The 22,565-nt window shown below is 55.5% G+C and carries 24 protein-coding genes and 1 tRNA gene; 11 read left to right on the forward strand and 14 right to left on the reverse strand.

The genetic code is table 11. The annotated features are described in order from the left end of the window. Positions 1–3 precede the first annotated feature (3 nt). The 3 genes from AAC632_RS02045 to AAC632_RS02055 are packed head-to-tail and all read right to left on the reverse strand — an operon-like array spanning position 4 to position 4,694. Positions 4–2,799 (reverse strand): DUF4159 domain-containing protein, encoded by a 2,796-nt coding sequence (locus AAC632_RS02045; protein ID WP_340298351.1) that lies wholly within the window; start codon positions 2,797–2,799, stop codon positions 4–6. Then, positions 2,796–3,692: a DUF58 domain-containing protein gene (locus AAC632_RS02050; protein WP_340298350.1), complete on the reverse strand. Its 897-nt coding sequence runs from the start codon at positions 3,690–3,692 to the stop codon at positions 2,796–2,798. The genes AAC632_RS02045 and AAC632_RS02050 overlap by 4 nt, the downstream gene beginning before the upstream one ends. After that, positions 3,693–4,694 carry an AAA family ATPase gene (locus AAC632_RS02055; protein ID WP_340298348.1) on the reverse strand — a complete coding sequence of 334 codons (1,002 nt, stop codon included), beginning with the start codon at positions 4,692–4,694 and terminating at the stop codon, positions 3,693–3,695. It lies immediately after the preceding gene. 112 nt (positions 4,695–4,806) lie between these two features. Here AAC632_RS02055 and AAC632_RS02060 point away from each other — a divergent pair, with 112 nt between their 5' ends. Next, entirely contained in the window at positions 4,807–5,373 is a 567-nt protein-coding gene (locus AAC632_RS02060; protein WP_340298781.1) for a DUF1285 domain-containing protein, read from the forward strand. Positions 5,374–5,459: 86 nt separating this feature from the next. Here the strand turns inward: AAC632_RS02060 and AAC632_RS02065 are convergent. Both AAC632_RS02065 and AAC632_RS02070 read right to left on the reverse strand, forming a co-directional pair. Further along, positions 5,460–5,536, reverse strand: a tRNA-Arg gene (locus tag AAC632_RS02065). Between the two features lie 47 nt (positions 5,537–5,583). After that, positions 5,584–6,975, reverse strand: a complete 1,392-nt coding sequence (locus AAC632_RS02070) for a sensor histidine kinase (protein ID WP_340298347.1) — start codon at positions 6,973–6,975, stop codon at positions 5,584–5,586. Between the two features lie 243 nt (positions 6,976–7,218). On the opposite strand from AAC632_RS02070, the gene rpmH reads away from it, so the two are divergent. From rpmH to yidD, 3 genes are all read left to right on the forward strand, one after another. Further along, on the forward strand, positions 7,219–7,356 hold the full coding sequence (gene rpmH / locus AAC632_RS02075; protein ID WP_317657449.1) for a 50S ribosomal protein L34: 138 nt from the start codon (positions 7,219–7,221) through the stop codon (positions 7,354–7,356). A 95-nt stretch (positions 7,357–7,451) separates the two neighbouring features. Continuing rightward, complete coding sequence (gene rnpA / locus AAC632_RS02080; RefSeq protein ID WP_340298346.1) at positions 7,452–7,811, forward strand: ribonuclease P protein component; 360 nt, start codon at positions 7,452–7,454, stop codon at positions 7,809–7,811. Beyond that, complete coding sequence (gene yidD, locus AAC632_RS02085; RefSeq protein WP_317657447.1) at positions 7,812–8,060, forward strand: membrane protein insertion efficiency factor YidD; 249 nt, start codon at positions 7,812–7,814, stop codon at positions 8,058–8,060. It abuts the gene before it with no gap. Here yidD and AAC632_RS02090 read toward each other — a convergent pair. After that, on the reverse strand, positions 8,042–8,566 hold the full coding sequence (locus AAC632_RS02090; protein ID WP_340298344.1) for a DUF3833 domain-containing protein: 525 nt from the start codon (positions 8,564–8,566) through the stop codon (positions 8,042–8,044). The genes yidD and AAC632_RS02090 overlap by 19 nt on opposite strands. A gap of 129 nt (positions 8,567–8,695) precedes the next feature. Here AAC632_RS02090 and ttcA point away from each other — a divergent pair, with 129 nt between their 5' ends. From ttcA to AAC632_RS02125, 7 genes are all read left to right on the forward strand, one after another. Continuing rightward, complete coding sequence (gene ttcA, locus AAC632_RS02095; RefSeq protein ID WP_340298780.1) at positions 8,696–9,541, forward strand: tRNA 2-thiocytidine(32) synthetase TtcA; 846 nt, start codon at positions 8,696–8,698, stop codon at positions 9,539–9,541. Between the two features lie 105 nt (positions 9,542–9,646). Beyond that, entirely contained in the window at positions 9,647–11,470 is a 1,824-nt protein-coding gene (gene yidC / locus AAC632_RS02100; RefSeq protein WP_340298343.1) for a membrane protein insertase YidC, read from the forward strand. Then, on the forward strand, positions 11,467–12,213 hold the full coding sequence (locus AAC632_RS02105; RefSeq protein WP_340299861.1) for an MOSC domain-containing protein: 747 nt from the start codon (positions 11,467–11,469) through the stop codon (positions 12,211–12,213). The genes yidC and AAC632_RS02105 overlap by 4 nt, the downstream gene beginning before the upstream one ends. Beyond that, positions 12,210–12,866, forward strand: coding sequence for a ribosome biogenesis GTP-binding protein YihA/YsxC (gene yihA, locus AAC632_RS02110; protein ID WP_340298341.1), 657 nt, complete (start codon positions 12,210–12,212; stop codon positions 12,864–12,866). Before AAC632_RS02105 ends, yihA begins: the two co-directional genes overlap by 4 nt. A gap of 90 nt (positions 12,867–12,956) precedes the next feature. Further along, entirely contained in the window at positions 12,957–13,820 is an 864-nt protein-coding gene (gene argB / locus AAC632_RS02115; protein WP_340298340.1) for an acetylglutamate kinase, read from the forward strand. Between the two features lie 41 nt (positions 13,821–13,861). After that, positions 13,862–14,512: a ferredoxin gene (locus AAC632_RS02120; RefSeq protein WP_340298339.1), complete on the forward strand. Its 651-nt coding sequence runs from the start codon at positions 13,862–13,864 to the stop codon at positions 14,510–14,512. Continuing rightward, positions 14,509–15,015: a SixA phosphatase family protein gene (locus tag AAC632_RS02125; protein WP_340298338.1), complete on the forward strand. Its 507-nt coding sequence runs from the start codon at positions 14,509–14,511 to the stop codon at positions 15,013–15,015. Before AAC632_RS02120 ends, AAC632_RS02125 begins: the two co-directional genes overlap by 4 nt. 6 nt (positions 15,016–15,021) lie before the next feature. Here the strand turns inward: AAC632_RS02125 and AAC632_RS02130 are convergent, their stop codons facing one another. From AAC632_RS02130 to crcB, 8 genes are all read right to left on the reverse strand, one after another. Beyond that, positions 15,022–15,822 (reverse strand): amino acid ABC transporter ATP-binding protein, encoded by an 801-nt coding sequence (locus tag AAC632_RS02130; RefSeq protein ID WP_340298337.1) that lies wholly within the window; start codon positions 15,820–15,822, stop codon positions 15,022–15,024. 12 nt (positions 15,823–15,834) lie between these two features. Next, entirely contained in the window at positions 15,835–17,151 is a 1,317-nt protein-coding gene (locus AAC632_RS02135) for an amino acid ABC transporter permease (RefSeq protein ID WP_340298336.1), read from the reverse strand. A gap of 1 nt (position 17,152) precedes the next feature. Then, positions 17,153–18,349, reverse strand: a complete 1,197-nt coding sequence (locus AAC632_RS02140) for an amino acid ABC transporter permease (RefSeq protein WP_340298779.1) — start codon at positions 18,347–18,349, stop codon at positions 17,153–17,155. A 98-nt stretch (positions 18,350–18,447) separates the two neighbouring features. Then, the gene (locus AAC632_RS02145; protein WP_340298335.1) at positions 18,448–19,467 is read right to left on the reverse strand and encodes an amino acid ABC transporter substrate-binding protein; all 1,020 of its coding nucleotides are present in this window, start codon (positions 19,465–19,467) and stop codon (positions 18,448–18,450) included. A gap of 250 nt (positions 19,468–19,717) precedes the next feature. Further along, complete coding sequence (locus tag AAC632_RS02150) at positions 19,718–20,431, reverse strand: ATP12 family chaperone protein (protein ID WP_340298334.1); 714 nt, start codon at positions 20,429–20,431, stop codon at positions 19,718–19,720. Beyond that, on the reverse strand, positions 20,428–21,111 hold the full coding sequence (locus AAC632_RS02155) for an HAD-IA family hydrolase (RefSeq protein ID WP_340298333.1): 684 nt from the start codon (positions 21,109–21,111) through the stop codon (positions 20,428–20,430). Before AAC632_RS02155 ends, AAC632_RS02150 begins: the two co-directional genes overlap by 4 nt. Further along, the gene (locus AAC632_RS02160; protein WP_340298332.1) at positions 21,108–22,172 is read right to left on the reverse strand and encodes an RluA family pseudouridine synthase; all 1,065 of its coding nucleotides are present in this window, start codon (positions 22,170–22,172) and stop codon (positions 21,108–21,110) included. The genes AAC632_RS02155 and AAC632_RS02160 overlap by 4 nt, the downstream gene beginning before the upstream one ends. Next, on the reverse strand, positions 22,169–22,549 hold the full coding sequence (crcB, locus tag AAC632_RS02165) for a fluoride efflux transporter CrcB (protein ID WP_340259772.1): 381 nt from the start codon (positions 22,547–22,549) through the stop codon (positions 22,169–22,171). Before crcB ends, AAC632_RS02160 begins: the two co-directional genes overlap by 4 nt. Positions 22,550–22,565: the final 16 nt, after the last annotated feature.

Here is a 22,565-nt window from a genome sequence, read left to right on the forward strand (position 1 = left end):
CCCTTAATTCCCCAATCTTTGCAGCAAGGCCGGCACATGGGCTTGGTCGGATTTGTAATTTCCAGACAAGACATGCATCACAAGATTGACCCCAAACCGGAGCGCAATTTCACGCTGACGCTCACCCGCATATCCGCGCCCAATGGGCAAGAGTGGGCGACCTGCCTCATCAACCGCCCATGCCGCAGCCCAGTCATTGTCACCAATAATCACGGGGCTCACCCCATCATTGAGCGCGCGAAAGGGCATGCCCTCGGCAGGATCAGGTTCGGGTGGGGCCGCCTCAACCCAAATATCGCGCGAAGTATAGCGCCCTGGGAAATCGGCCAATAAATAGAAGGCGCGGGTCAAAACATGATCCTCAGGGATTGGCGCGAGGGGCGGAATGTCCAAGCCCTGCGCCAAATCCTGCAAACGGCGTGCAGCGGGCGTTGCGCCACCAATGCCGCCAAGATCTCCATCTCGGGTATCGAAAACAATCATGCCCCCGCCGCGCAAATAGGCGTTGAGGCGCTGATAGACATCATCAGAAGGGCGGTTTTGACTTTCTGTCACGGGCCAATACAGGAGCGGGAAAAACGCCAACTCATCGCGCGTCAACTCCACGCCTACGGGTGGGCTCGGCTCAATCGTGGTGCGCGCCCAAAGCGTATCGGACAAACCCTGCAGCCCTGCGCGCGAAATCTCGTCCACCGCATCATCGCCCGTAACGACATATGCCAAGCGCAAATCTTCGGTAGCGATCAGGCCAAACATGTCTTCGGGCGTTAGGGTTTGCGCGTCACTGGGTGCAAAGGGCGCCACCAAGACCACCACAAAAAGCGCGGCTTTGGCCCGCACAGGCAGCCGCCCCGTAACAGCCAAGCTGCCAATCATATCTGCGGCAAGCGCAATCAGCGCCAACAGGAACAACCAAGGCGCAAGGAGCGTTGGTGGGGCGCTTAGTCCCCGTATGACCAACACATTTGCAGGCCAATCTGCCACAGTCAGATCCTGCGAAGATTTGATCACATTTAGAGCCACGCGACCCGTAGTGGTCTGATACAGGCCTGGCGGCATATCGGCCGATAGTGCCCCGCTTTGCAAATCTTCACCCGCAACTGTGATTTCGCCCTGCGCATCATAAAGCGCACCAAACCCGTCCAACACCTGCGCGGAAACAAAGCTAAGCCCTGTGTAATCTTTGCCCTCCGCGCTGATCGGGGGGGTAGAGACAGAGAGCCGCTCTAACATCTGCACAAACAGACCCGACAGCGGCAGGTTTGACCATTCTGCATTGGCGGTCACATGGAATAACACAGCACGCCCTGCCCCCCGTGTCATTTGCGTGACCAATGGCGTGCCATCTTCCAAGGCGGCCAAACTGCGCGCCGCCATATCTGGGCCTGGCTGCGCCAAAACCTGTTGGCTGATCGTAACCTCATCAGGGATGGCAAGGCCAAAAAACGGGGATGTCTCTGGGAAAGGGTTTAGCTTGCGCGGATCGGCCCATGACATCGCCCCGCCCAAAGCACGCCCGCCTTGGCGCAGTTGCACGGGCATCAGTGCATCGGCTTGCATCTCGGCGGGTGACAATGCGGCCATTCGTGGCCCAGCAAAGCGCAGTAACAGGCCACCTTGCTCCACCCATGCCATCAAATCGGATTGGTCTGTTTCCGGCAAACGGGTCACATCAACCAAAATGATCACATCGGGATTTGCGGGCAAAATCTCGGCCAAACCGCCCTCGATAAGATCGACATTCGGGGACAGCGCCTCGCGCAGATAATGGAAGGGGGAAAGCAAGGCCTGCCCCTCTTGAGGGGCATTTGACGCAACCAACCCAATCTCGCGCCGTGCGAGACTGTCATCAATCAATAAACGGGCAGCCGCCTGCAGTTGTCCCGCCACCTCAAAGCGGGTTAGGCGATTGCGCAATTCGGGCGGCAGGGTAAGGGCAAGGTTGGCCTCTACAGCCCCCTCTTCAAAGACCGCTTCAGCCTCAACCAACACGCGCGGCACGCCTGATGGATCAAGCCCAAAGCCTTGCACGAGATAACGCGCCGTTGGCAACGCGGGCCATTCCGCGCGCAAGAGCCTGAGCGTGACACCATCCCCGCCTTGCTCAAGCGGGGCAAGGGCGACCATCCGCGAAAGGTTGTCGCCCGTTTCGATCACGCGCAGCCGCGCCGCCCGCGCCGCCAAAAGCTCAGCCAAGCCCGCGCGTTCACTGCCATGCGCCAATCCGTCTGAAAACCAAAGCCCGTCAAAGGGAATGGATTGCTCTGCGAACCAATCTGACCAAGCGGCATAATCGGGCGCGAAGGGTGCGGGGCGCATCGCAGAGAGCCGCGTGATTTGCTCATCCCCAGAGGTCAGCAGCGCCTCAAGCGAAGCCAGAGGCTGCTCGGTCAGGCTAATGACGACAGCAGCACGCCCATCGCGGATGGCGGCGCGCAAATTGGCCTCTATGGCCTGTTGTTCTGCAGACCAATCAAGCGCGCTTGCCCAACCTCCATCGCGCAAAATCACCAAAGGTGCTTGTGGCGTTTCATCTCCCTCAGACGCAGGCGGGTTCACCACGGGGCCAGACAAGGCCAAGATTAAAAACCCTGCCGCCATAAGGCGTAGCATCAACAGCCACCACGGGGTTTTGGCACTGTCATTTTCTTTATCGGTCAATCCCAGCAAAAAGATCAGCGCGGGGAAGTAAACGCGCGTTGGCTGCGGCGGCACAACGCGCAACAGCCACCAAAGGGCGGGCAACACCGCCAAAGCCGCCAAGACCCACGCCGCCGAAAATCCAAGCGCCCCAATCATTGCCGCGCCTCTGACAAAGCCTGATAGAGGGACATCAACGCCACACTGGCAGGGTGGTCGGTTACATGAGTGAAAAAGGGCCATCCATGGCGCTGTGCCTCGATCATCAGATTGGCACGATGGGCGTCTAACCGCGCTTGATACTCATCGCGCAATACATCTGCCGCTTGCGTCTCGAACTCGGGCCCTGCGGGATGATCTTGGAACAAAACACGCCCCGCAAAAGGGAAGGCCATTTCAGCGGGATCCATAAGATGAAGAATGACACCGCGCGCGCGCGCCTCGGTCGCCTTGCGCAGAACCATGACCAATTCATCCGTTCCCCGCAGAAAATCGGACAGGATCACAATCTTTGCGCCGTTGGGTATAGTCTGCGCAATGACCTCGCCTGATTTTGGGGCAAGTAAATCGCGCGCTAAACCTTCGCGCTGTGTAACCCCTGCACGCGGCGGGGTCTGGCTATTTAACCACCCGACCCGTTCACCTGCGCGCAAAACCAATTCGGCCAAGGCCAACGCAATCACATCAGCGCGCATCCGTTTTTGCGCCATTGGACCCGAGAGAGAGCTATACCGCATAGACTCTGCAGGGTCAGACCATATCAGCAGGCTTTGCGCAGCCTGCCATTCGGTTTGGCGGGCGTAATATCCATCCCCTCGCCCCGACCTGCGCCAATCAATCGCTGTGGCGCTATCCCCTGCTTGGACATGCCGATACTGCCAAAACTCATCCCCCCCGCCTGCGCGGCGGCGGCCATGATCCCCTAAATGCAGGCTGGACGCCAAATGCTCTGCAGCAACCAACAACGCGGGCAAACCTGCCGCATGGGCAGCCGCATCAGCGCGGAGGCGCATGAGATCAGTTGGATCACTATGCGAGGCGCGCGGGGGCATTTAGGCTGCGTGATCCAAAACAAGATCAATTTCGCGGGCCAAGAGAACGGCCAGATCATGGCCTTCGGCCCGCGCGGCAAAACCAAGCGCCATTCGGTGGATCAAAACCGCAGGGGCCATAGCGCGAATATCCTCGACAGAAGGCGCATATCGCCCCTCCATCAACGCCCGTGCGCGCACCGAAACCATTAAGGCCTGCGCGGCACGCGGCCCCGCACCCCAAGCCAAATGCGCCGCGATCCGCGCGGGATCAGCCGTAGGGTCAGGGCGACATCCGCGCACCAAATCAAGGATCATGTCACAAATCCGATCCCCTACGGGCATGTGGCGCACCAAATTTTGTGCCGCAATCAAATCGGCTTCGGTAAAAACTTGGGCTGTTGCCGCCTCACTTGGGCCCGTTGTCGCAATCAATATGTCCCGCTCCGCCGCGCGATCAGGATAGGCCACATCAATGCGCAACAAAAAGCGATCAAGCTGCGCCTCAGGCAATGGATATGTGCCCTCTTGTTCAATCGGGTTCTGCGTGGCCAGAACCAAAAATGGGGCGGGCAATGGGCGTGCAGCACCCGCGATTGTGACCTCTCGCTCCTGCATCGCTTGCAGGAGGGCGCTTTGCGTGCGCGGGCTGGCGCGATTGATCTCATCGGCCATCAACAGCTGACAAAATATAGGCCCCTCCAAAAAGCGAAAGCTGCGCTGCCCATCGGGGCCTGTATCCAAAATTTCGGACCCCAGAATATCGGCGGGCATCAGGTCAGGGGTAAATTGCACCCGATTGGCACGCAGACCCATGACTTGGGCCATCGTGTCGACAAGCCGTGTTTTCCCCAAACCCGGCAACCCCATCAGCAGGGCATGGCCGTTTGACAACATCGCCGCCAAAGCCAGACTGACCACTTGATCTTGACCGATAATGCGTTTGGAAATTTCTGCCCGCGCCCGACCAAGCTGCGCACCAAGCCGATCAATCTCGGATGTCAGGTTTTCAAGCTCAGCCATAGAAATGCTCCGCATAATGATTATGTTGGGGTCGTAACCTGTTCGCTAGTAAATCTAACTATGGCGCCGACCACAAATGGCAAAAGCCCATAGGAGACAAAACATCGTGACCATGACGCCTGAATCCCTGCTTGCCGCCGCGACCAATGCGCAAAAGCAAGGCAAACTGCCCCCTGTTGATCAATGGAACCCACCTTTTTGCGGCGATATCGACATGGAAATTCGGCGTGACGGGACATGGTTTTACAACGGCACCCCGATTGGGCGACCGCGCATGGTGCGCCTGTTTTCAACGATTCTGAATCGGGAGGGGGATAAATATTTCCTCGTGACCCCCGTAGAAAAGGTGGGGATCCGGGTCGAAGATGCCCCGTTCGTAGCACAGGATTTTATTGTGAGAGGCGAGGGCGCGGCGCAAGAGGTGCAATTTACAACCAATGTGGGCGACACCATCAGCGCCAGCGCCCAAAGCCCCATTCGCCTCACCCGCAGCGCGGATGGGGAACCTTCGCCTTACGTTTTAGTGCGGCGCGGTCTTGAGGCGCTTATCGATCGCAAGAGCTTTTATCGGCTTGTCGATCTTGGTGTGGCGCATAACACGGGCGGCGCAGATTGGTTCGGCGTTTGGTCTTGCGGGACATTCTTTCCCTTTATTCCTGTCTCAGAACTCACAACCTAACCCAAAGCTCTACTGGCGTCATGCCGCTGAAACTCAAGCGCAGAGGCGAGACACTACCGACAAACAAACCTAAACTGTAAGGGAAATGGCGCGCTGGGGAGGATTCGAACCCCCGACCCCTTGATTCGTAGTCAAGTACTCTATCCAACTGAGCTACCAGCGCGTGGAGGAGGCTCTTAACGCCCATGTCACCGCAGCGCAAGGGCGAATTCACCCCAAAGGTTGTGAGGGCAGCCAAATTCTAAATTCAGTGCCCTCAGAGGTGCTGCATTCTAAAGTCAGCGCGCCACCATGCCCGCGCACCAATTCCGCCGCTATGGCAAGGCCTAGACCCGAGCCACCTTTGCGCGCGCCGCCTTGGAAAGGTTTGAACAAATGTTCTAGAGCTTTTTCTGGCAGTCCCGGCCCCGTGTCGCGAATACGAATTTCCCACCCGTCTTCATTTGGCGCAGCTTGAGCCGAGATACGGATCACGCCTGCCCCCCCTTGTGCTGCAATGGCCTGCCTTGCGTTACGGATAAGGTTGCTCAACACGCGGAAAATCTGTTCAGCATCACAGCGCAGGGTCAAACCTGTTTCAACAGAGACATCGAATTCAATCGCCTCTGCATCTGGCCCCAACGATTCACTTTCCACCACATCGCGCAGCAGCCCCGCTGCATTCACCCGTGCTAAGGCAGGTGGTGGCTCTTGCGCACGGCCAAAGGCCAAGGTGCCTTCGCAAAGATTGACCGCCCGTGACAAAGATTGCAGCAACTTTGGTGCGGTGCGCTGCACGGCAGGATCATCGCTGCCCTCCAAACGATCTGCCATCAGACTGGCTGTGGTCAGAATATTTCGCAAATCATGGCTGATTTTGGCCACAGCCGCGCCCATCTGCGCAAGATGATCCTTCTGCTTCAGGGCGGCGGTCAGTTGGGTCTGCATCTTGTTCAAAGCGACCTCGGCATCCCGCAACTCATGCAAGCCCGCGCTTGGCGTTATGATGCGGCGGGCATCTTCGGGTGCATCCGCATAGGCGCGCACCTGCCCGACCACGCGGTTCATCGGTGTCACAAGGAAATACCGCACAGAGAAAAATAAAAGCGCTGCCGTGAAGGCAGAAATCACCGCCGACAGGGCAAGGATCCGCAGACCAAACTCGACCATCGCGGCGCGTAAGGGGGCGCTGTGCATGGTCACCTCGATCTCAAGGCCTGCATCGCGCACAGGCGCGCCAATCACGCGGATTGTGCGATCTCTTTGATCCCAAAGCTGCATCATGGCATCGCGGATCAAGCCCAAGGATGGAGGATTGCGTAGATCATAGGTGGTGGCCACAGGTGGGATTTGCGGCGCAGCGAGCACCAGTTCCCGCACCGCGTCCCGCCGCAACACTACGTTTAAAACATCTGCATTGCGCAGCAATTCATCCTCAAGCGCAGGATCAACCATCCCATCATTCGCCAAAAGGGCAAGTGACGCAATTTGCGCCCTCTCAAGGCGCGACAAAAGATAATCCTCACGGAATCGGGCCACCGATGGCACGAAGATCAAAACCTCTGCCAACATTACGAAGCACAGGGTCAAAATCAAAAATCGTCCCGAGAGTGTGTTAAACACGAAACCTTCCCCGCATACCCTCAGCCACATAGATAGTTGTTTTATTGTGGAATTGTAACGCCCCGCGCATATGTTGCGCGATTCTATGCCCATCACAATAAACTTGAGTTAGGTTGCATTTTACCGCGCGCATTTATTGACACGCCGCTTTGCTTTGCGTATTCCGCAAGCCTTATACGGATTCTTTTGGTCGTGTGACTTGCGCGCGTAGGCGCGCGCCGACCAGCAAACTGGAGCAAGCCGATGTCAAAACGGACTTTTCAGCCTTCAAACCTCGTGCGAAAGCGCCGTCATGGCTTCCGCGCACGCATGGCGACCAAAGCAGGCCGCAAGGTTTTGAACGCGCGCCGCGCGCGTGGCCGCAAATCTCTGAGCGCATAAGCGTTTCTCAGGCTTTGAGGGGCAACCCTCAACGCGCCCCTGCCGAGATTTCGTCAGGGGCTTTTTGCATTTGAACGCCAAATCGGGCTTGGATCATGGAAACCTTGCGCAAACGTGCCGATTTCTTACGGGCTGCCAAAGCGGCCCGTGCGCCTGCGCCTGCCTTCTTGCTTCAGGCGCGCAAGCGTGATGCGGATGAGGGCGTGGATCCAAAGGTGATCCGCGTTGGCTATACCTGCTCCAAAAAGATCGGCAATGCGGTGGCGCGTAACCGCGCAAAGCGCCGCTTGCGTGAAATTGCGCGCGACACATTAGCCCTGCATGGGCAAGCGGGGTGGGACTATGTATTGGTGGGCCGTCCCGAAGTCACCTTGTTGCATCCTTTTGTGCAAATGCAGGTAGAGTTGGTCGCAGCCTTATCCCGCATCCACGCGCCGCGAAAGCGGGGGGCGTAGATGCGCATATTGGCATGGATCCTATCTTTGCCTATTCGGGCTTATCGGCTGATTTTCAGTCCATGGGTAGGGTTTAACTGCCGCTATCAGCCGACCTGCAGCGCCTATGCGCTTGAGGCGCTTGAGCGACATGGGCCGATCAAAGGCAGCTATCTTTTGCTGCGCCGCATTGGACGCTGCCACCCTCTTGGCGGATCAGGTTACGACCCAGTGCCACCAAAGGGCGGAGATCAAACCCGTTCGAAATAAATGATGACCTCGCCGATGGTCACGCCAAAGCGCTTCATATAGGCACGGTTGAGCAATCGGTCACCACTCAAGAGCCACATCCAGTCATCAAAGCTGACCCGCAGGGTTTCACCCTGCCCCACTGGCAGGTCAATCGTGTAGGCCCAATTAAAGACATCTCCACGCTCCTCGCCTGTTGCGATGCCGATCACCCCGTCAGCCGTTCCTTGCCATCGTTGTTCGTCCAGCTTTTCCAAGAGCCAAATACGCTGTTCGGTGCTGCCATCTTCATAAACGAAATCTTCGACCAAACGCAGGGTTTCCCCATCCCATGTCCCGTTGATCTTCACCTCAAAGCGGCGGCGCACCTCGCCCAAGACATCCTGAAACTGACCATAGGCCACAAGATCACCTTGAAAAAATTCTTCTAGGTTCAAGGCGCGGGTGCTGAGATTTGGATCATCAAGCGCAGGTTTACCCGTGCAGGCCGTCAACATCAAAAGCGCCGCCAATGCCAATTTTTTCATGATGCCCCGTCCTTATCTGCCTATTTGCGAAGCTAGCGCAAACGAGCAGAAAGCAAGTTTACTTGACGTTTCTGCCTTGCCTCGCCTATGGCAGGCACATCAAAACCGCGTGAAGATGAAGGCCGCACCATGTTGGACGATGCAGAGGATATCCACCCGCTCTTTCACGGCGCGCCCTCAAGCACCGAATTTAAAAAACTGCGCAAGCGGATCATCCGTGAAACCCGCGAGGCGATTGACCGCTACGGCATGATCGAGCGAGGCGCGAAATGGTTGGTCTGTCTGTCGGGCGGCAAAGACAGTTACACGCTTTTGGCAGCCTTGACCGAATTGCAGTGGCGCGGCGTGCTGCCCGTAGAGATTTTGGCCTGCAACTTAGATCAGGGCCAACCTGGATTTCCTGCAACGGTGTTGCCAGAGTTTCTCAAAAAGATGGGCGTGCCGCATCGGATTCAATATCAAGACACCTATTCAATTGTGATGGATAAAGTACCGCAAGGCCGCACCTATTGCGCGCTGTGTTCACGATTGCGCCGTGGCAACTTATATCGCATTGCCCGCGAAGAAGGGTGTTCAGCCGTTGTTTTGGGCCACCACCGCGATGATATTCTGGAAACATTTTTCCTCAATCTGTTTCACGGCGGCAAACTGGCCTCGATGCCACCCAAGCTTTTGAATGATGAAGGGGATCTTTTTGTCTATCGTCCGCTGGCCCATGTCAGCGAAGCGGATTGTGAAACCTTCGCCCGCGCGATGAACTATCCCATCATTCCCTGTGATCTGTGCGGATCGCAAGACGGGCTACAACGCCAAGCCATCAAACGCCTCTTGGATGAGTGGGAAGCCCGCGCACCTGGGCGGCGGCAAAAGATTTTCTCGGCCTTAATGAATGCGCGCCCCTCGCATCTGCTTGACCCTGAATTATTTGATTTCATCGGCCTGACGCGGCGTGCCGAAAATACGGGACAAGACTAGGCCAGATTGGCGCAGTTCTCGCGATATTCGGCGCAAACCCCTTGACCTTTGCGCCGCTAGCCTATTGAACCCGACTGTCAATAAATCATAGGGCATAGCGCGATCATGGAAGATCAGAACAAGAACCTGATCCTGGCCACGGCCTTGAGCTTTCTCGTCATTTTGGTGTGGTTTCTTCTGTTTCCCCCCGAAGACTCACAGGTAACGCAAACGGACGCGGCAGTCGCATCCGATACGACCGCGCCCGCAGATGCCATTCTGCCGCCAAGCGCAGGATCAGGCGACCCTGTTCTGACCGGCGCGGAAGAAACACGCGCCGTGGCTTTATCCTCCTCGGCACGCGTGGCGATTGAAACCGATGAATTGCTCGGCTCAATCTCACTCTTGGGCGGGCGGATTGATGACCTATCCCTGAAAAACTACCGTGAAACGATTGATGAAGACGCAAATATCGTGCGCCTTCTATCGCCAGTTGGCGGCCCAAATGCCTATTACGCCCTTTATGGATGGGCGCCCGGCGGCGCGCTTGATTTTGACCAAGTGCCTGGCCCTAACAGCGAATGGCGTTTGGTCGAGGGCGAAACCCTAACGACCACGACCCCCGTTACCCTTGAATGGGATAATGGCAACGGCCTGGTTTTCAATCGCGTGATCTCGGTCGATGAGAATTTCATTTTCTCTGTAACGCAATCTGTGCGCAACACCACGGGCGCGCCAGTGCGCTTGGCTCCTTACGGTATCGTGGCCCGCCACGGCCTACCCGCAGATTTGCAGAATTTCTTCATCCTTCACGAAGGTGTTGTTCGTAAAGCAGACAGCACTTTGGACGAGATCGGTTATGAAAACGTCACCGAATTCGATGTCATGCCAAGCGAAGGCGCGGCGGCAGAATTGGTGGATGTTGCCGAAAACGGCTGGATCGGTTTTACCGATAAATATTGGATGACCACCTTGATCCCTGGTGCGGGTCAGCCCTTTGTGGCCGCAACGCGCCACGTGGCGGGGGCAGACATCTATCAAACAGAAGCGCGGATGCCCGCAGTTGATGTTGCTGCTGGGGCAACGGCCGAAGTCACCACCATGCTCTTTGCAGGGGCGAAGGAATGGGAAACCATCCGCAACTATCAGGACGCAGGCGGGATTGATCGCTTTCTCGACTCGATTGACTGGGGTTGGTTCTATTTCATCACCAAGCCGATGTTCTGGCTGCTGCACAATCTGAATGTGATGATTGGCAATATGGGTCTTGCGATTATTGCGCTGACCTTCATCGTCAAGGCTGTCTTATTCCCGCTTGCCTATAAATCCTATGCCTCCATGGCGCGGATGAAAGAGCTTCAACCAGAGATGGAGAAGCTGAAAGAGCGCGCAGGTGATGACCGCGAAGCCATGCAAAAAGGCATGATGGAGCTGTATAAGAAGAACAAGGTGAACCCCGCTTCGGGCTGCTTGCCGATTTTGCTGCAAATCCCGATTTTCTTTTCGCTCTATAAGGTGATTTTCGTGACGCTAGAATTGCGCCACGCACCGTTCTTTGGCTGGATTCGGGATCTGTCAGCACCTGATACAACCTCGATCTTCAACCTGTTCGGCCTGTTCCCATGGCCAGCGCCAGAGCCAGGCAGTATCCTTGCGCTGATCTTTATCGGGGTTCTGCCCATCCTTTTAGGCATCTCGATGTGGTTGCAGCAAAAGCTGAATCCAGCGCCCACTGACCCAACACAGGCCGCGATTTTCGCGTGGCTGCCCTTTATCTTTATGTTCATGTTGGGCCATTTCGCGACAGGCTTGTTGATTTACTGGATCGTGAACAACACCCTGACCTTTGCGCAGCAATACACGATCATGCGCCACCAAGGGTATAAGCCAGATCTGTTTGGCAATATCCTCGCCAGTTTCAAACGCGGCGGCGCAAAGAACGCCAAGTGAGCGTCACACTCGACCAAATATGGCGACACCCGATTAAGGGTATTGGCGCAGAACGTATTTCGGGGGCCTTTATGGCCCCCGATTGCGCTTTGCCGCTTGATCGTGCCTATGCGGTCATTGAAGCGGGGGCTGACCCCTTACACGGGCAATGGCAGCCCTGCCGAAATTTCTTGCGCGGCGCAAAGGCCCCTCAGCTTATGGCCATCACGGCCTGCTGTTTGGACAATGGCACAATCCGCCTGTCGCATCCTGCTTTGCCCGATCACATATTCGACCCAAAACGCGACCACAGCGATTTGATTGCATGGCTAGGGGCAATTTATCCGCCCGAGCGACCCGCCCCGATGGCGGTGGTCGCAGCGCCTAAATCAGGCATGACCGATGCGAATTTTGCCTCGATCTCAATTCTAAATCTTGCCTCGCTGCGCGCCTTAGAGGCGCGGGCCGATATGCCACTGGATCCGCGCCGCTTTCGTGGGAATCTTTGGCTTGAGGGTCTAGCCCCTTGGGAAGAGCTTGACCTGATTAGGGCGACCCTCGTGATTGGCGAGGCCCGCCTAAAAATCGTAGAACCAATAACCCGTTGTCGTGCAACTGAAGCAAATCCTGACACAGGGATAAGGGATGTGCCAACTCTGCAAATATTGCAAAGCGGTTGGGATCACAGCGAATTTGGCGTATACGCTGAAACCACCCAAGCAGGGCATATCGCCCAAGGGGATAAAGTGGAGATTATCTGGTGAGTGCAGCCCTGCCTTTCCCGCTGGCCGAAGATGCCGATGAGATCAGCCTCGAGAAGGGGCGGCTGCTGTTTGCGCGCGGTGCAGATTTTGTCAAAGGCGTTGTTGCCATGGATGGCCTGCCCCCAGCAGATCGGCTTGAAATATGCTTTGCTGGGCGCTCGAATGTTGGGAAATCTTCGCTGATCAATGCGCTGACTGGGCGTAAAAACTTAGCACGGGCCTCAAACACACCCGGACGGACACAGGAGATCAACTTCTTCACACTTGGCGAGAGCCATTATGTGGTCGACTTGCCTGGCTATGGCTATGCAGAAGCGCCTGTTGCGGTGGTCGAAAAATGGCAGAAATTGCTCAAGACCTATCTGTCAGGCCGCGTCTCATTGCGCCGCGCTTTCGTGCTCATCGACACACGGCATGGGATCAAGGCGGTTGATGACGAGATCATGACCCTGCTTGATCAATCAGCTGTGACCTTTCAGGTCGTGATGACCAAAGCCGACAAGGTAAAAGAAGCTGAACGCGATAAAATTTTAGCTCAAGTGCGCAAGGCGCTGTCAAAACACCCCGCCGCCTATCCCGAGCTCTTGATGACCTCGTCAGAAAAAGGTTGGGGTATTGAAAACCTTCGGGCCTTGATCGCAGGGCTTGCTTGAGAACAGCCACCTTCACAGCCAAGCCTTCCTGCCTTATGGAAGTAATCGAGCGCGCCCAATATGGCGCGGGATCAGTTTGGAACGCCAAAGATGAAGAAGCAGACAGCCAAAATGCGTGATTTTCTCTCGACCGCCCGCACCTTGAACGAAGCCCTGCCTTACTTGCAGCGCTATCACGGGGCGATTGTGGTGATCAAATTGGGCGGTCATGCGATGGGATCGGATGAGGGGATGGCCTCATTCGCGCGCGATGTGATGCTGATGCGCACTGTTGGGGTGAACCCTGTGGTGGTGCATGGCGGCGGGCCAATGATCAATGAGATGCTTGAAAAGCTTGGCGTGACCTCCACCTTCACGCGCGGCAAGCGGGTCACGGATGCCGCCACGATGGATGTTGTGGAAATGGTTCTATCGGGTCAGGTCAATAAGCGAATCGTGCAGGCGATCAACGCCGAAGGCGGGCGCGCTGTTGGTCTGTCGGGCAAAGATGCCTCGATGATCACCTGCACAATGGCCGACCCCGAACTTGGCTTTGTCGGCGAACCCAGTGAGGTAGACACGACCCTTCTGCGGCAACTCTTTGAGGCCGAGATGATCCCTGTGATTGCCCCCATTGGTGCAGATCGTGATGGTCACAGCTATAATATCAATGGCGACACGGCAGCGGGGGCTATTGCCGCCGCCCTGAAGGCAGATCGCCTGCTGCTTTTGACTGATGTGTCGGGCGTCAAAAATGCCGATGGCGAAGTGGTAACCGAATTGAGCGCCGCCGATGTTGAGGCCATGACCGAAAGCGGGGTCATCGCAGGCGGCATGATCCCCAAAACCGAAACGGCCCTTTCAGCCGTGCGCGCAGGCGTGCGCGCTGCCGTAATTTTGGACGGGCGCGCGCCCAATGCCTGCCTTTTGGAATTGTTCACGGATCACGGGGCAGGATCAATCATCCGCGCCTAGTTTCGCTTGCGCAGCGCAGAGCAATCAGCGCAGGCTAAAGAATGAACCTAACCGACCTTTTACAAGGCGCGCATGCGCGGCACCTTCGCATTTTGGGGCATTTTTCCCCAGAGGACAGTCACGGCCTAGGCCCTGAGGTAAAAACCGTCGTACTTTTAGGGCCTGATGAGCCTCAGTTTTGGTCTGTGTTTGAAGACAGCTCCGAATATCGTGATGGCGCCACTGACCCGATGGATCGCTGGTCTGCGCGGGTCATCGGTGACTGGGCCCACGAGATTGGGGGGGAAGCCTATTTTCCCTTTGGTGGCCCACCCTATGCACCATTTTACCAATGGGCTTTGGCGACAGGTGCGGTATGGCCCAGCCCAATAAGGCTGCTCATCCATGCGCAATCGGGATTGTTTGTCTCCTTTCGCGGCGCACTTGGCTTGCCCTATGCAGTGCCTCAAGCGCCTGCCCAAGACCGCCCATGCGACAGCTGCACGCACCAACCCTGCCGCAGCGCATGCCCTGTCGCAGCCTTTGACAGATCGGGCTATGATACGATCCGATGCCACGACCATCTAAACACAATGGCGGGGGCAGATTGCATTACCAAGGGCTGCAGGGCGCGGCGCGCCTGCCCGATCTCACAAAACTTTGGACGCGTTGAGGCGCAATCACATTTCCACATGCGGAGCTTTCACCCATGACCCTGACGTTGACCTTAATCCGCCATGCAAAATCAGATTGGGGCGATGCAGGGTTGGATGACCATGACCGCCCCCTCAATGCCCGCGGAATAGAGGATGCACCGCGCGTTGGAACATGGCTTAAGGCGCAGGGGTATCGGCCTGATCATGTGCTTTGCTCGACCGCAACCCGTGCTGTCGATACATGGGCGGCGATTTCCCGATGCTTGAGCGGTGCGGAAATCGAAGTTTCTTATACACGCGCGCTCTATCTCGCGATGCCGCCTGATATGCTGAATGTCATCAGGGCCAGTGAGGGCCACACATTGGCCGTCATCGGGCATAATCCTGGTATTGGTAGCTTGGCGCGCTCTCTGGTGGCGACACAGCCCCAACACGAGAAATTTACCCGTTACCCTACAGCTGCGACCTTGGTCGTGGACTTTAACGCAACATCTTGGGCCAATATAGAAATAGGCGCGGGGGTCGCCCGCGCCTTTATCACACCGCGTGACTTGCCCTAAGCGGGATCAGTGACCCAAGATTTGGCTCAAGAACAGCTTGGTGCGGTCATTTTGCGGGTTGGTGAAGAACGGCTCAGGCTCGTTTTGCTCAACAATCTGGCCTGCATCCATAAAGATCACGCGATTGGCAACCTGACGGGCAAAGCCCATCTCATGGGTCACGCAGAGCATGGTCATACCTTCTTCAGCCAATTGGATCATCGTATCCAAAACTTCCTTGATCATCTCAGGATCAAGTGCCGATGTCGGTTCGTCAAACAGCATGATACGCGGACGCATGCAGAGGCTGCGCGCGATGGCCACACGCTGCTGCTGGCCCCCTGACAGCTGCCCTGGATATTTATGCGCTTGATCAGGGATTTTCACCTTCTCAAGGAAATACATTGCCGTTTCTTCGGCATCTTTCTTGGGCGTCTTGCGCACCCAAATTGGGGCCAATGTGCAGTTTTCCAAAATGGTCAAATGCGGAAACAGGTTGAAATGCTGAAAGCACATCCCGACCTCGGAACGGATTTTGTCAATGTTCTTGAGGTCATTTGACAGCAATGTGCCATCCACAGTGATGGAGCCCTTTTGATGCTCCTCCAATGCATTGATGCAGCGGATTAGCGTAGATTTCCCCGAGCCAGATGGCCCACAGATGACGATACGTTCGCCGCGGTTCACAGTGAGGTTGATGTCCCGCAAAACATGGAACGAACCATACCATTTGTTCATATCGCGAATTTCAACCGCCACCTCATCGGTGACTTTCATCTGCGAACGGTTGATCTCACGATCTTGGATGGAGGGGGTGGCTTCACTCATATCGGCCTCTCCTTAATGACGATCCGTTGCGAGCTTACGCTCAAGATATTGCGAATAGCGGGACATCGCGTAGCAAAACACAAAGAAGCAAAGCCCGATGAAGATGAACAATTCCCAGTAAATCCCGTTCCATTCGGTCGTGGCGCGGATTGCGTTAGACAAACCGATTGGGTCAAGCAAACCGATGAACACCACGAGGGTTGTGTCTTTGAACAAACCTATAAACGTGTTCACGATGCCCGGAATTGAGATTTTCAAAGCCTGAGGCAGGATGATCAAGCGCATGGATTGCCAGTAATCCAAGCCCAGACTATCTGCCCCCTCATATTGCCCGCGAGGCAGGGCGGCCAAACCACCGCGCACAACCTCGGCCATATAGGCAGCGGCAAAGAGCGTGACCATGATAATCACGCGGAGCATCAGGTCAAAATTCGTTCCTGGAGGAAGAAAATAACTCAACAGAAGAGACGCCGTGAAAAGCCATACTATGAGTGGGACGCCACGAATGGTCTCAATAAATATTATCGAAAATTTATTAATGATGAACATGTCAGACTGACGTCCAAGTGCCAGGAGTATCCCGAGCGGCAATGACAATATTATGCCCGTAATTCCGATAATCAGCGCTAACATGAACCCGCCAAAATCCTTGGATTGGATATTTTCAATTCCAATGGGCAAAATGCCATCGGCCAATCCGGTTAGCGGGGCAACCCCAAAGCGCCAATAGATCAGCGGCACAAGGATACTCGCCACGATACCCGCCAAAGCCCCGAATTGCCGTGTGATCTGACCATAGGCCAGCCATGCCAAAACAAAGCCCAGAGCCGTTAGGATTGGGCCCCAAATCGACCCGCCCCATAACAGCCAGTAGCAAATGAACGGCGATATTGCAGAAAAAACCAACAAGTTGCGGCCACCAAAGTTATACAACACGGGAGCGACGGCCATGAAAAACACAACCAATGCCACAACAGGGCGCCAATATGCCTCGGCAGGGTAGAAACCAAATAGAAGTTGGTTCCAACGTTCGCTCAATACGGCCCAACAGGCGACATTGCGACCATCAGCATAAAGCGCGTCACGCACCTCACGGCATTCACTCAGTGAATTTGCAGTCCAAATGCCATAGGCGAACCATTGGAAAACATGGCTGACCACCCAATAGATCGCGACCAAAGACAGAACTGTTAGAATTGTATTGAACGGGCCAGAGAACAGATTTTCGCGCGCCCATTTCATAAGGCCGGCTTCCGAGACAGGTGGCGCCTGTTCAGGCAGCATTTCGGTGCGCACATAAGAAACGGAGCTTTTCACAGAATTTGCCATCTCAGCGCTCCTTCAACTTAACGGCGTTGTTGTAGACATTCATCACGCCCGAAATAATCAGGGATGTGACCAAGTAAAAGACGCCCAAGAGTAGCATCCCTTCTAGCTCGCGGCCTGTTTGATTGATCGTGATCCCACCCAAGGTAGACCGCACATCCATATAACCCACAGCAATCGCCAAAGAGGAGTTCTTGGTCAGGTTAAGATATTGCGAAATCAGTGGTGGGATGATCACGCGCAAGGCCTGCGGCAGGATCACCAAATTCATCGTGCGGTTGGGGCGCAGGCCCAAAGCATAGGCCGCCTCGGTTTGCCCGCGTGACACCGCCAAAATCCCTGAGCGCACAATCTCTGCGATGAACGCACCCGTGTAGAGCGACAACGCAAACCACAAGGCAATCAGCGAGTTGCGCACCTGTAGGCCACCCGTAAAGTTGAACCCACCCAATTCAGGCATTTGCAGCGTGACTGGCCCGCCCAGAATGAAGTAGAAAACAACCGAAGGCACAAAGAACAAAGCCACAGAAATCCAGAACACAGGTAGGATTTGACCAGTAGCTTCTTGTTTTTTGCGCGCGTAGCGGCGGAAGGCCCAAATGGCAAAGAGCGAAGCAACAAACACCGCCACAAGCAGGGTTGAGCCCTCACCCCAAATCGGACGCGGGATAAAGATACCGCGGTTTGTAATCGCGATACTGTCGAACAGGATCATGGAAGCATCTCCGCCTTCGCGGAAATCGCGCGGCTGTGGGGTGGCTTCGGTCATGACGGCGAAGATCACAAGGATCCACAACAGCAACGGCACATTGCGGAACCCTTCCACATAAACCGCCATCAAACGCGCTATGATCCAGTTTTTTGAAAGACGTAAAACGCCTGCTATCACACCAATAATGGTGGCAAGAAAACAACCCAGAAACGCGACAAGTAATGTGTTGAGCACACCGATGATTGCAGCACGGCCATGAGTTGAGTCATTGGTGTAATGGATTAAGCGCTGATTGATATCGTACCCAGCTCTATTTAACAAAAATCCAAAGTTAAAATCTTTTCCAAGAGCTTGGAGGTTCTGTACCACGTTGATACTTAGTTCGGTAAGACCAAGCATGATTAACATAAAAGCAAATACTTGGATTGTAGTACTACGATACCTGCGATCGTAGAGCAGATTTGAAAGTTGGTTCCTATTCAAAATGATGGCCTACCGCTTGATAAAAGAAAAGCGCATTAACAGCGCTTAAATACCCCATGGGAAAAGTAAGTCGGCGATATAACCGCCGACTTACATTGTTTACATCAACGGAAGGGCGGGCTGTACAACAGACCACCGTCAGACCACTGAGCATTCAAACCGCGTGCAATCCCAATGGGAGTAGACTCGCCAATGTTGCGAGCGAAAGACTCTCCATAGTTACCGACTGCGGAAATCACGTTTACGGCCCAGTCAGCGTCAAGACCCAGCATAGCGCCAAGCTCACCCTCTGTACCCAACAAACGGTTCACTTCGGGATTGTTCGTTGGTGAGGCGGCAAGCTCCGCTACGTTTGTAGAGGTAACACCGAGTTCTTCAGCTGTAATCATCGCGTTTAGCGTCCAGCGCACTACGTCACCCCAATCGTTGTCGCCATGACGCACCAAGGGACCGAGAGGTTCTTTGGAAATGATTTCGGGCAATACCACGTGCTCGCCTGGATTTTCAAACGTTGCACGAGTTGCAGCAAGGCCAGAGGCGTCTGTGGTGTAGATATCGCATGCTCTTGCCAAATACTGCTGTTGTGCTTCAGCATTGGTTTCTACAGGAACAGGCTCGTAGCTCATGTTATTGGCAGAGAAGAAGTCTGCCAAGTTTAGCTCTGTTGTTGTACCAGTTTGAATACATACCGTCGCACCGTCAAGCTCGAGCGCCGACGACACGCCGAGGTCGGTCGGTACCATAAACCCTTGGCCATCGTAGTAATTTACACCGGTAAATTCTTGCTTGAGGTCTACATCGCGACTAAAAGTCCACGTGGTATTGCGAGCCAACATGTCAATCTCACCAGACGCCAAAACGGTGAAACGCGTTTGGGTCGTTGTGGGGACGAATTCTACAGCCATTGGGTCACCGAGCACCGCAGCTGCAACCGCCCGGCACATGTCTACATCGAAGCCTTCCCACTCACCGCTAGCATTTGGAGCCGCAAAACCGGGCAAACCGGTGGAGACACCACACTTTAGAACACCAGCGCTTTGAACTTGCTCCAGCGTTTGCGCACTAACCACACCGCCAGCTACTCCAGCCGCAGCCACCGTGGCCAGGAATACAGATTTTTTCATATTTACCTCTTCCTATTGGACCGCCCTTTTGGGCTGTTTCCTCAATGGCCGTAAGACCACCTTCATATCATTGGCCCGCAGAGGCGAGCCAGTGCCGGTTAGTTGGGCAAATATACCGCCCAAGGTCAAGGCTTTAAGCTAGGTTTACGAAACGTAAAGCCTAACTTTATAGCAGCCGTTCGTGGGATGCTTGCTGCTTGGGCAGATTACATATTCATTAAAAAACAAGGCCTCAACCTGCCCCAAGGGCCTAGTGCCCGTCTGCAAGTCTGTAAAAATGTGCTGCGTGAAGAAAAGCGTCCTTTTTCTTCGCGGCCACATCCAAGGCTTCTTCGTCTTCGCCCCAAAGCTCTGCCTGAAAATTTTCATCGATTCGCGACAGATTCCATGCTTCTTGCGGCGAGAACTGGCCTTTCGCCACGGCAAGCCCCAATAGGGCTGAGCCAGAGATGGAAATCAGGTCATGCAATGCGGTCAAAGAAAAATTATCAAACTGCGAGAGAATCTGATGCACCCGATCAAGGCTATCTTGCGGTTGCGGCACGGGCAAAACGCCGATTGTGACGATCAAGGGCGCGTTCAACTCGCTCGCAGCCCAGTCCAAAACGGGTCGCCATCCCGCCTCCTGGCGTGTGGCCAATTCCTGTGGGTGATCAGCCCTGTGACAGAGTAAATCTGTCTCAGCATAGGCCGCTAGCATTGCCACAACCTCTGGCTTTTGTGCGCTGACCTTATCAATCGCGGCATTTGCCGACCGTGTGACAGGCATGGTGAGGGGATTAATCTCTTCGGCTTGGGCCGTCCATTCTGCTGCAATCGCCTCGGCCATGGTTTGGGTTGGCACAATCAGCGGCGCCTTAAGCGGTGTTTTGACGGCCCGTGTGTCCAAGTGAACCGTATAGCCACCTTCCAACGTTTCAACGCTGGCAGATGTCCAAAAACGGCGGGCTTTCCATTCGCTCATGTCAGGCTCCAAATTCGTTCAAGGGCAGCGGGCAAATCACCAAAGCGCTGCAAAATGGGGTCGGCTCCAGACTGCCGCAAATCCTCTACGCTGTGATACCCCCAAGAGACGCCTATAGCCTGTGCGCCTGCGGCCTTCGCCATTTCGACATCATAGGTGGTGTCACCGATCACCACGGCCCGCGCAGCGGGCACATCACATTCAGACAAACAGGCCTTCACCATCGCGGGATGTGGCTTTGAGGGGTGATCATCGGCGACCTGAACGGAGGCAAAATAGGGTCGCAGCCCGTGTTGATCCAAAATATGTTCCATCCCCCGCCGTGACTTGCCAGTCGCAATAGCCAAAACAAAGCGCGGGTCAGCCTGCAGTGTCTCTAGAACTGAGATCGCCCCCTCAAACAACGGCGACAAGGCCGCGCCATCCGCGCTGAGGCGCAATGATTGAAAGGCCGCCTTATACCCTTCGAGCAAATCGGCGTGCATCTCGGCACTATGATCAGGCGCAAGGCGCAGCATGGCCACGGGTAGCGATAGGCCTACGATTGACAAGGTCTGCGCACGGCTTGGCGCAGGCAAATCAAGGCCGCCAAATGCCGCCTCCATCGAAGCTACAATATGTGCCTGACTGTCGATTAACGTGCCATCGACATCGAAAATGATCAGATAAGGCGCAGTCATCCAAGCTCATCATAAAACGGGTCAACGGGCACATCTTCGGCGCGCCAGTCGAACAAATCCCATGTGCAGGCCATGTGATCAGGCAAGGCTGCGGTTAGCGTGAGATCCCGTTTGGTGAAAGGGTGACGGAATTTCAGATAGCGCGCGTGAAGATGCAGCTTGCGGCTGATTTCACCCCCCAATTGCGCGCCCCATCCATCGCCCAAATTTTCCTGACTGCTGCCGCCATATTTGCCATCCCCCACGATCGGGTGGCCAAGTTCTGCGATATGGGCGCGCAATTGATGGGTGCGGCCAGTAATCGGCACCATCGCCACCCATGACACCCGCCCCCCAAGCGCAGAGAGCGTTGCATAATCCGTCTCGGCCCGCTTGGCCCCATCGGTGGTGGCGATTTCAGACGGATGAAGGCAGCGCATCTTTTCGCCTTCGCCCCCTTTGCCATGGCCTGCGGCCTTTACCAATCCAAACTTGATTTTACCCATTCGGGGCAAAGGCGCGCCTGCAACGGCGGCCCAGTAAATCTTGCGCGTCTCACGATGGCGAAAGGCATCGGTGAGAGCCTGCGCGGCTTGCCTGCTGCGCGCCAAGAGCAAAACGCCCGATGTGTCCTTATCCAAGCGATGAACAAGGCGCGGCTTATCCTCACCCTCGCGCGCAAGACAGGCCGCCAACGCATCAGCGTGCCGCCCCCCTTGCCCGCTGCCGCCTTGTGTGGGCAAACCTGCGGGTTTGTTAATCGCAATCAGATGATCATCTTGATAGATGACCGCGCGGCGCATCATCGCGGCATCCGCGTCCGAGATGGCCGATTTCTGCACCCGCGGCGCGCCAAGCGCATCTTCGGGCATTGGGTCAGGCAAGGGGGGGATGCGCACCTCCTGCCCAGATTGCAGGCGTGTTGCGGGTTTCACGCGCCCACCATCGACACGGATTTCACCTTTACGGCACATCTTTTCAATGCGGCCTTGCGGGATATGCGGGAAAAGGCGGCGGAACCACCGATCAAGCCGCTGGTCCGCATCTGCATCCGCGACAGCCAAAACCTGAACACCCATCATGGCAGCGCCACCCGTGTCAGCATCAACCCCAAGAAAATCGCAACGAGAGAAAGGATGACCGAGCCCAGAATATAGGCCGCCGCCAACCCTAAATCGCCCCGCTCATAAAGCGTGATGACCTCAAGCGAAAAGGAAGAAAATGTTGTAAACCCGCCCAAGATCCCCGTCATGACGAAAGGGGATAAATGGGTCAGCCCGCGCTGTGCGGCAAGGCCCACAAAAAGACCCATCAAGAAAGAGCCAAGAATATTGACCGAGATCACCCCAACGGGAAAAGCGGTCGGCCCAAGCGCACGATGTAGACCTACGCCAACAAGATAGCGCAGCGATGCACCAATCGCGCCCCCAAGGGCCACCTGAAAAACTGTCCAAATCATGGGTGGCTCTTTCTGC

This window comes from Roseobacter sp. HKCC-CH-9351 (assembly GCF_037830295.1).
Lineage (GTDB): Bacteria > Pseudomonadota > Alphaproteobacteria > Rhodobacterales > Rhodobacteraceae > M30B80.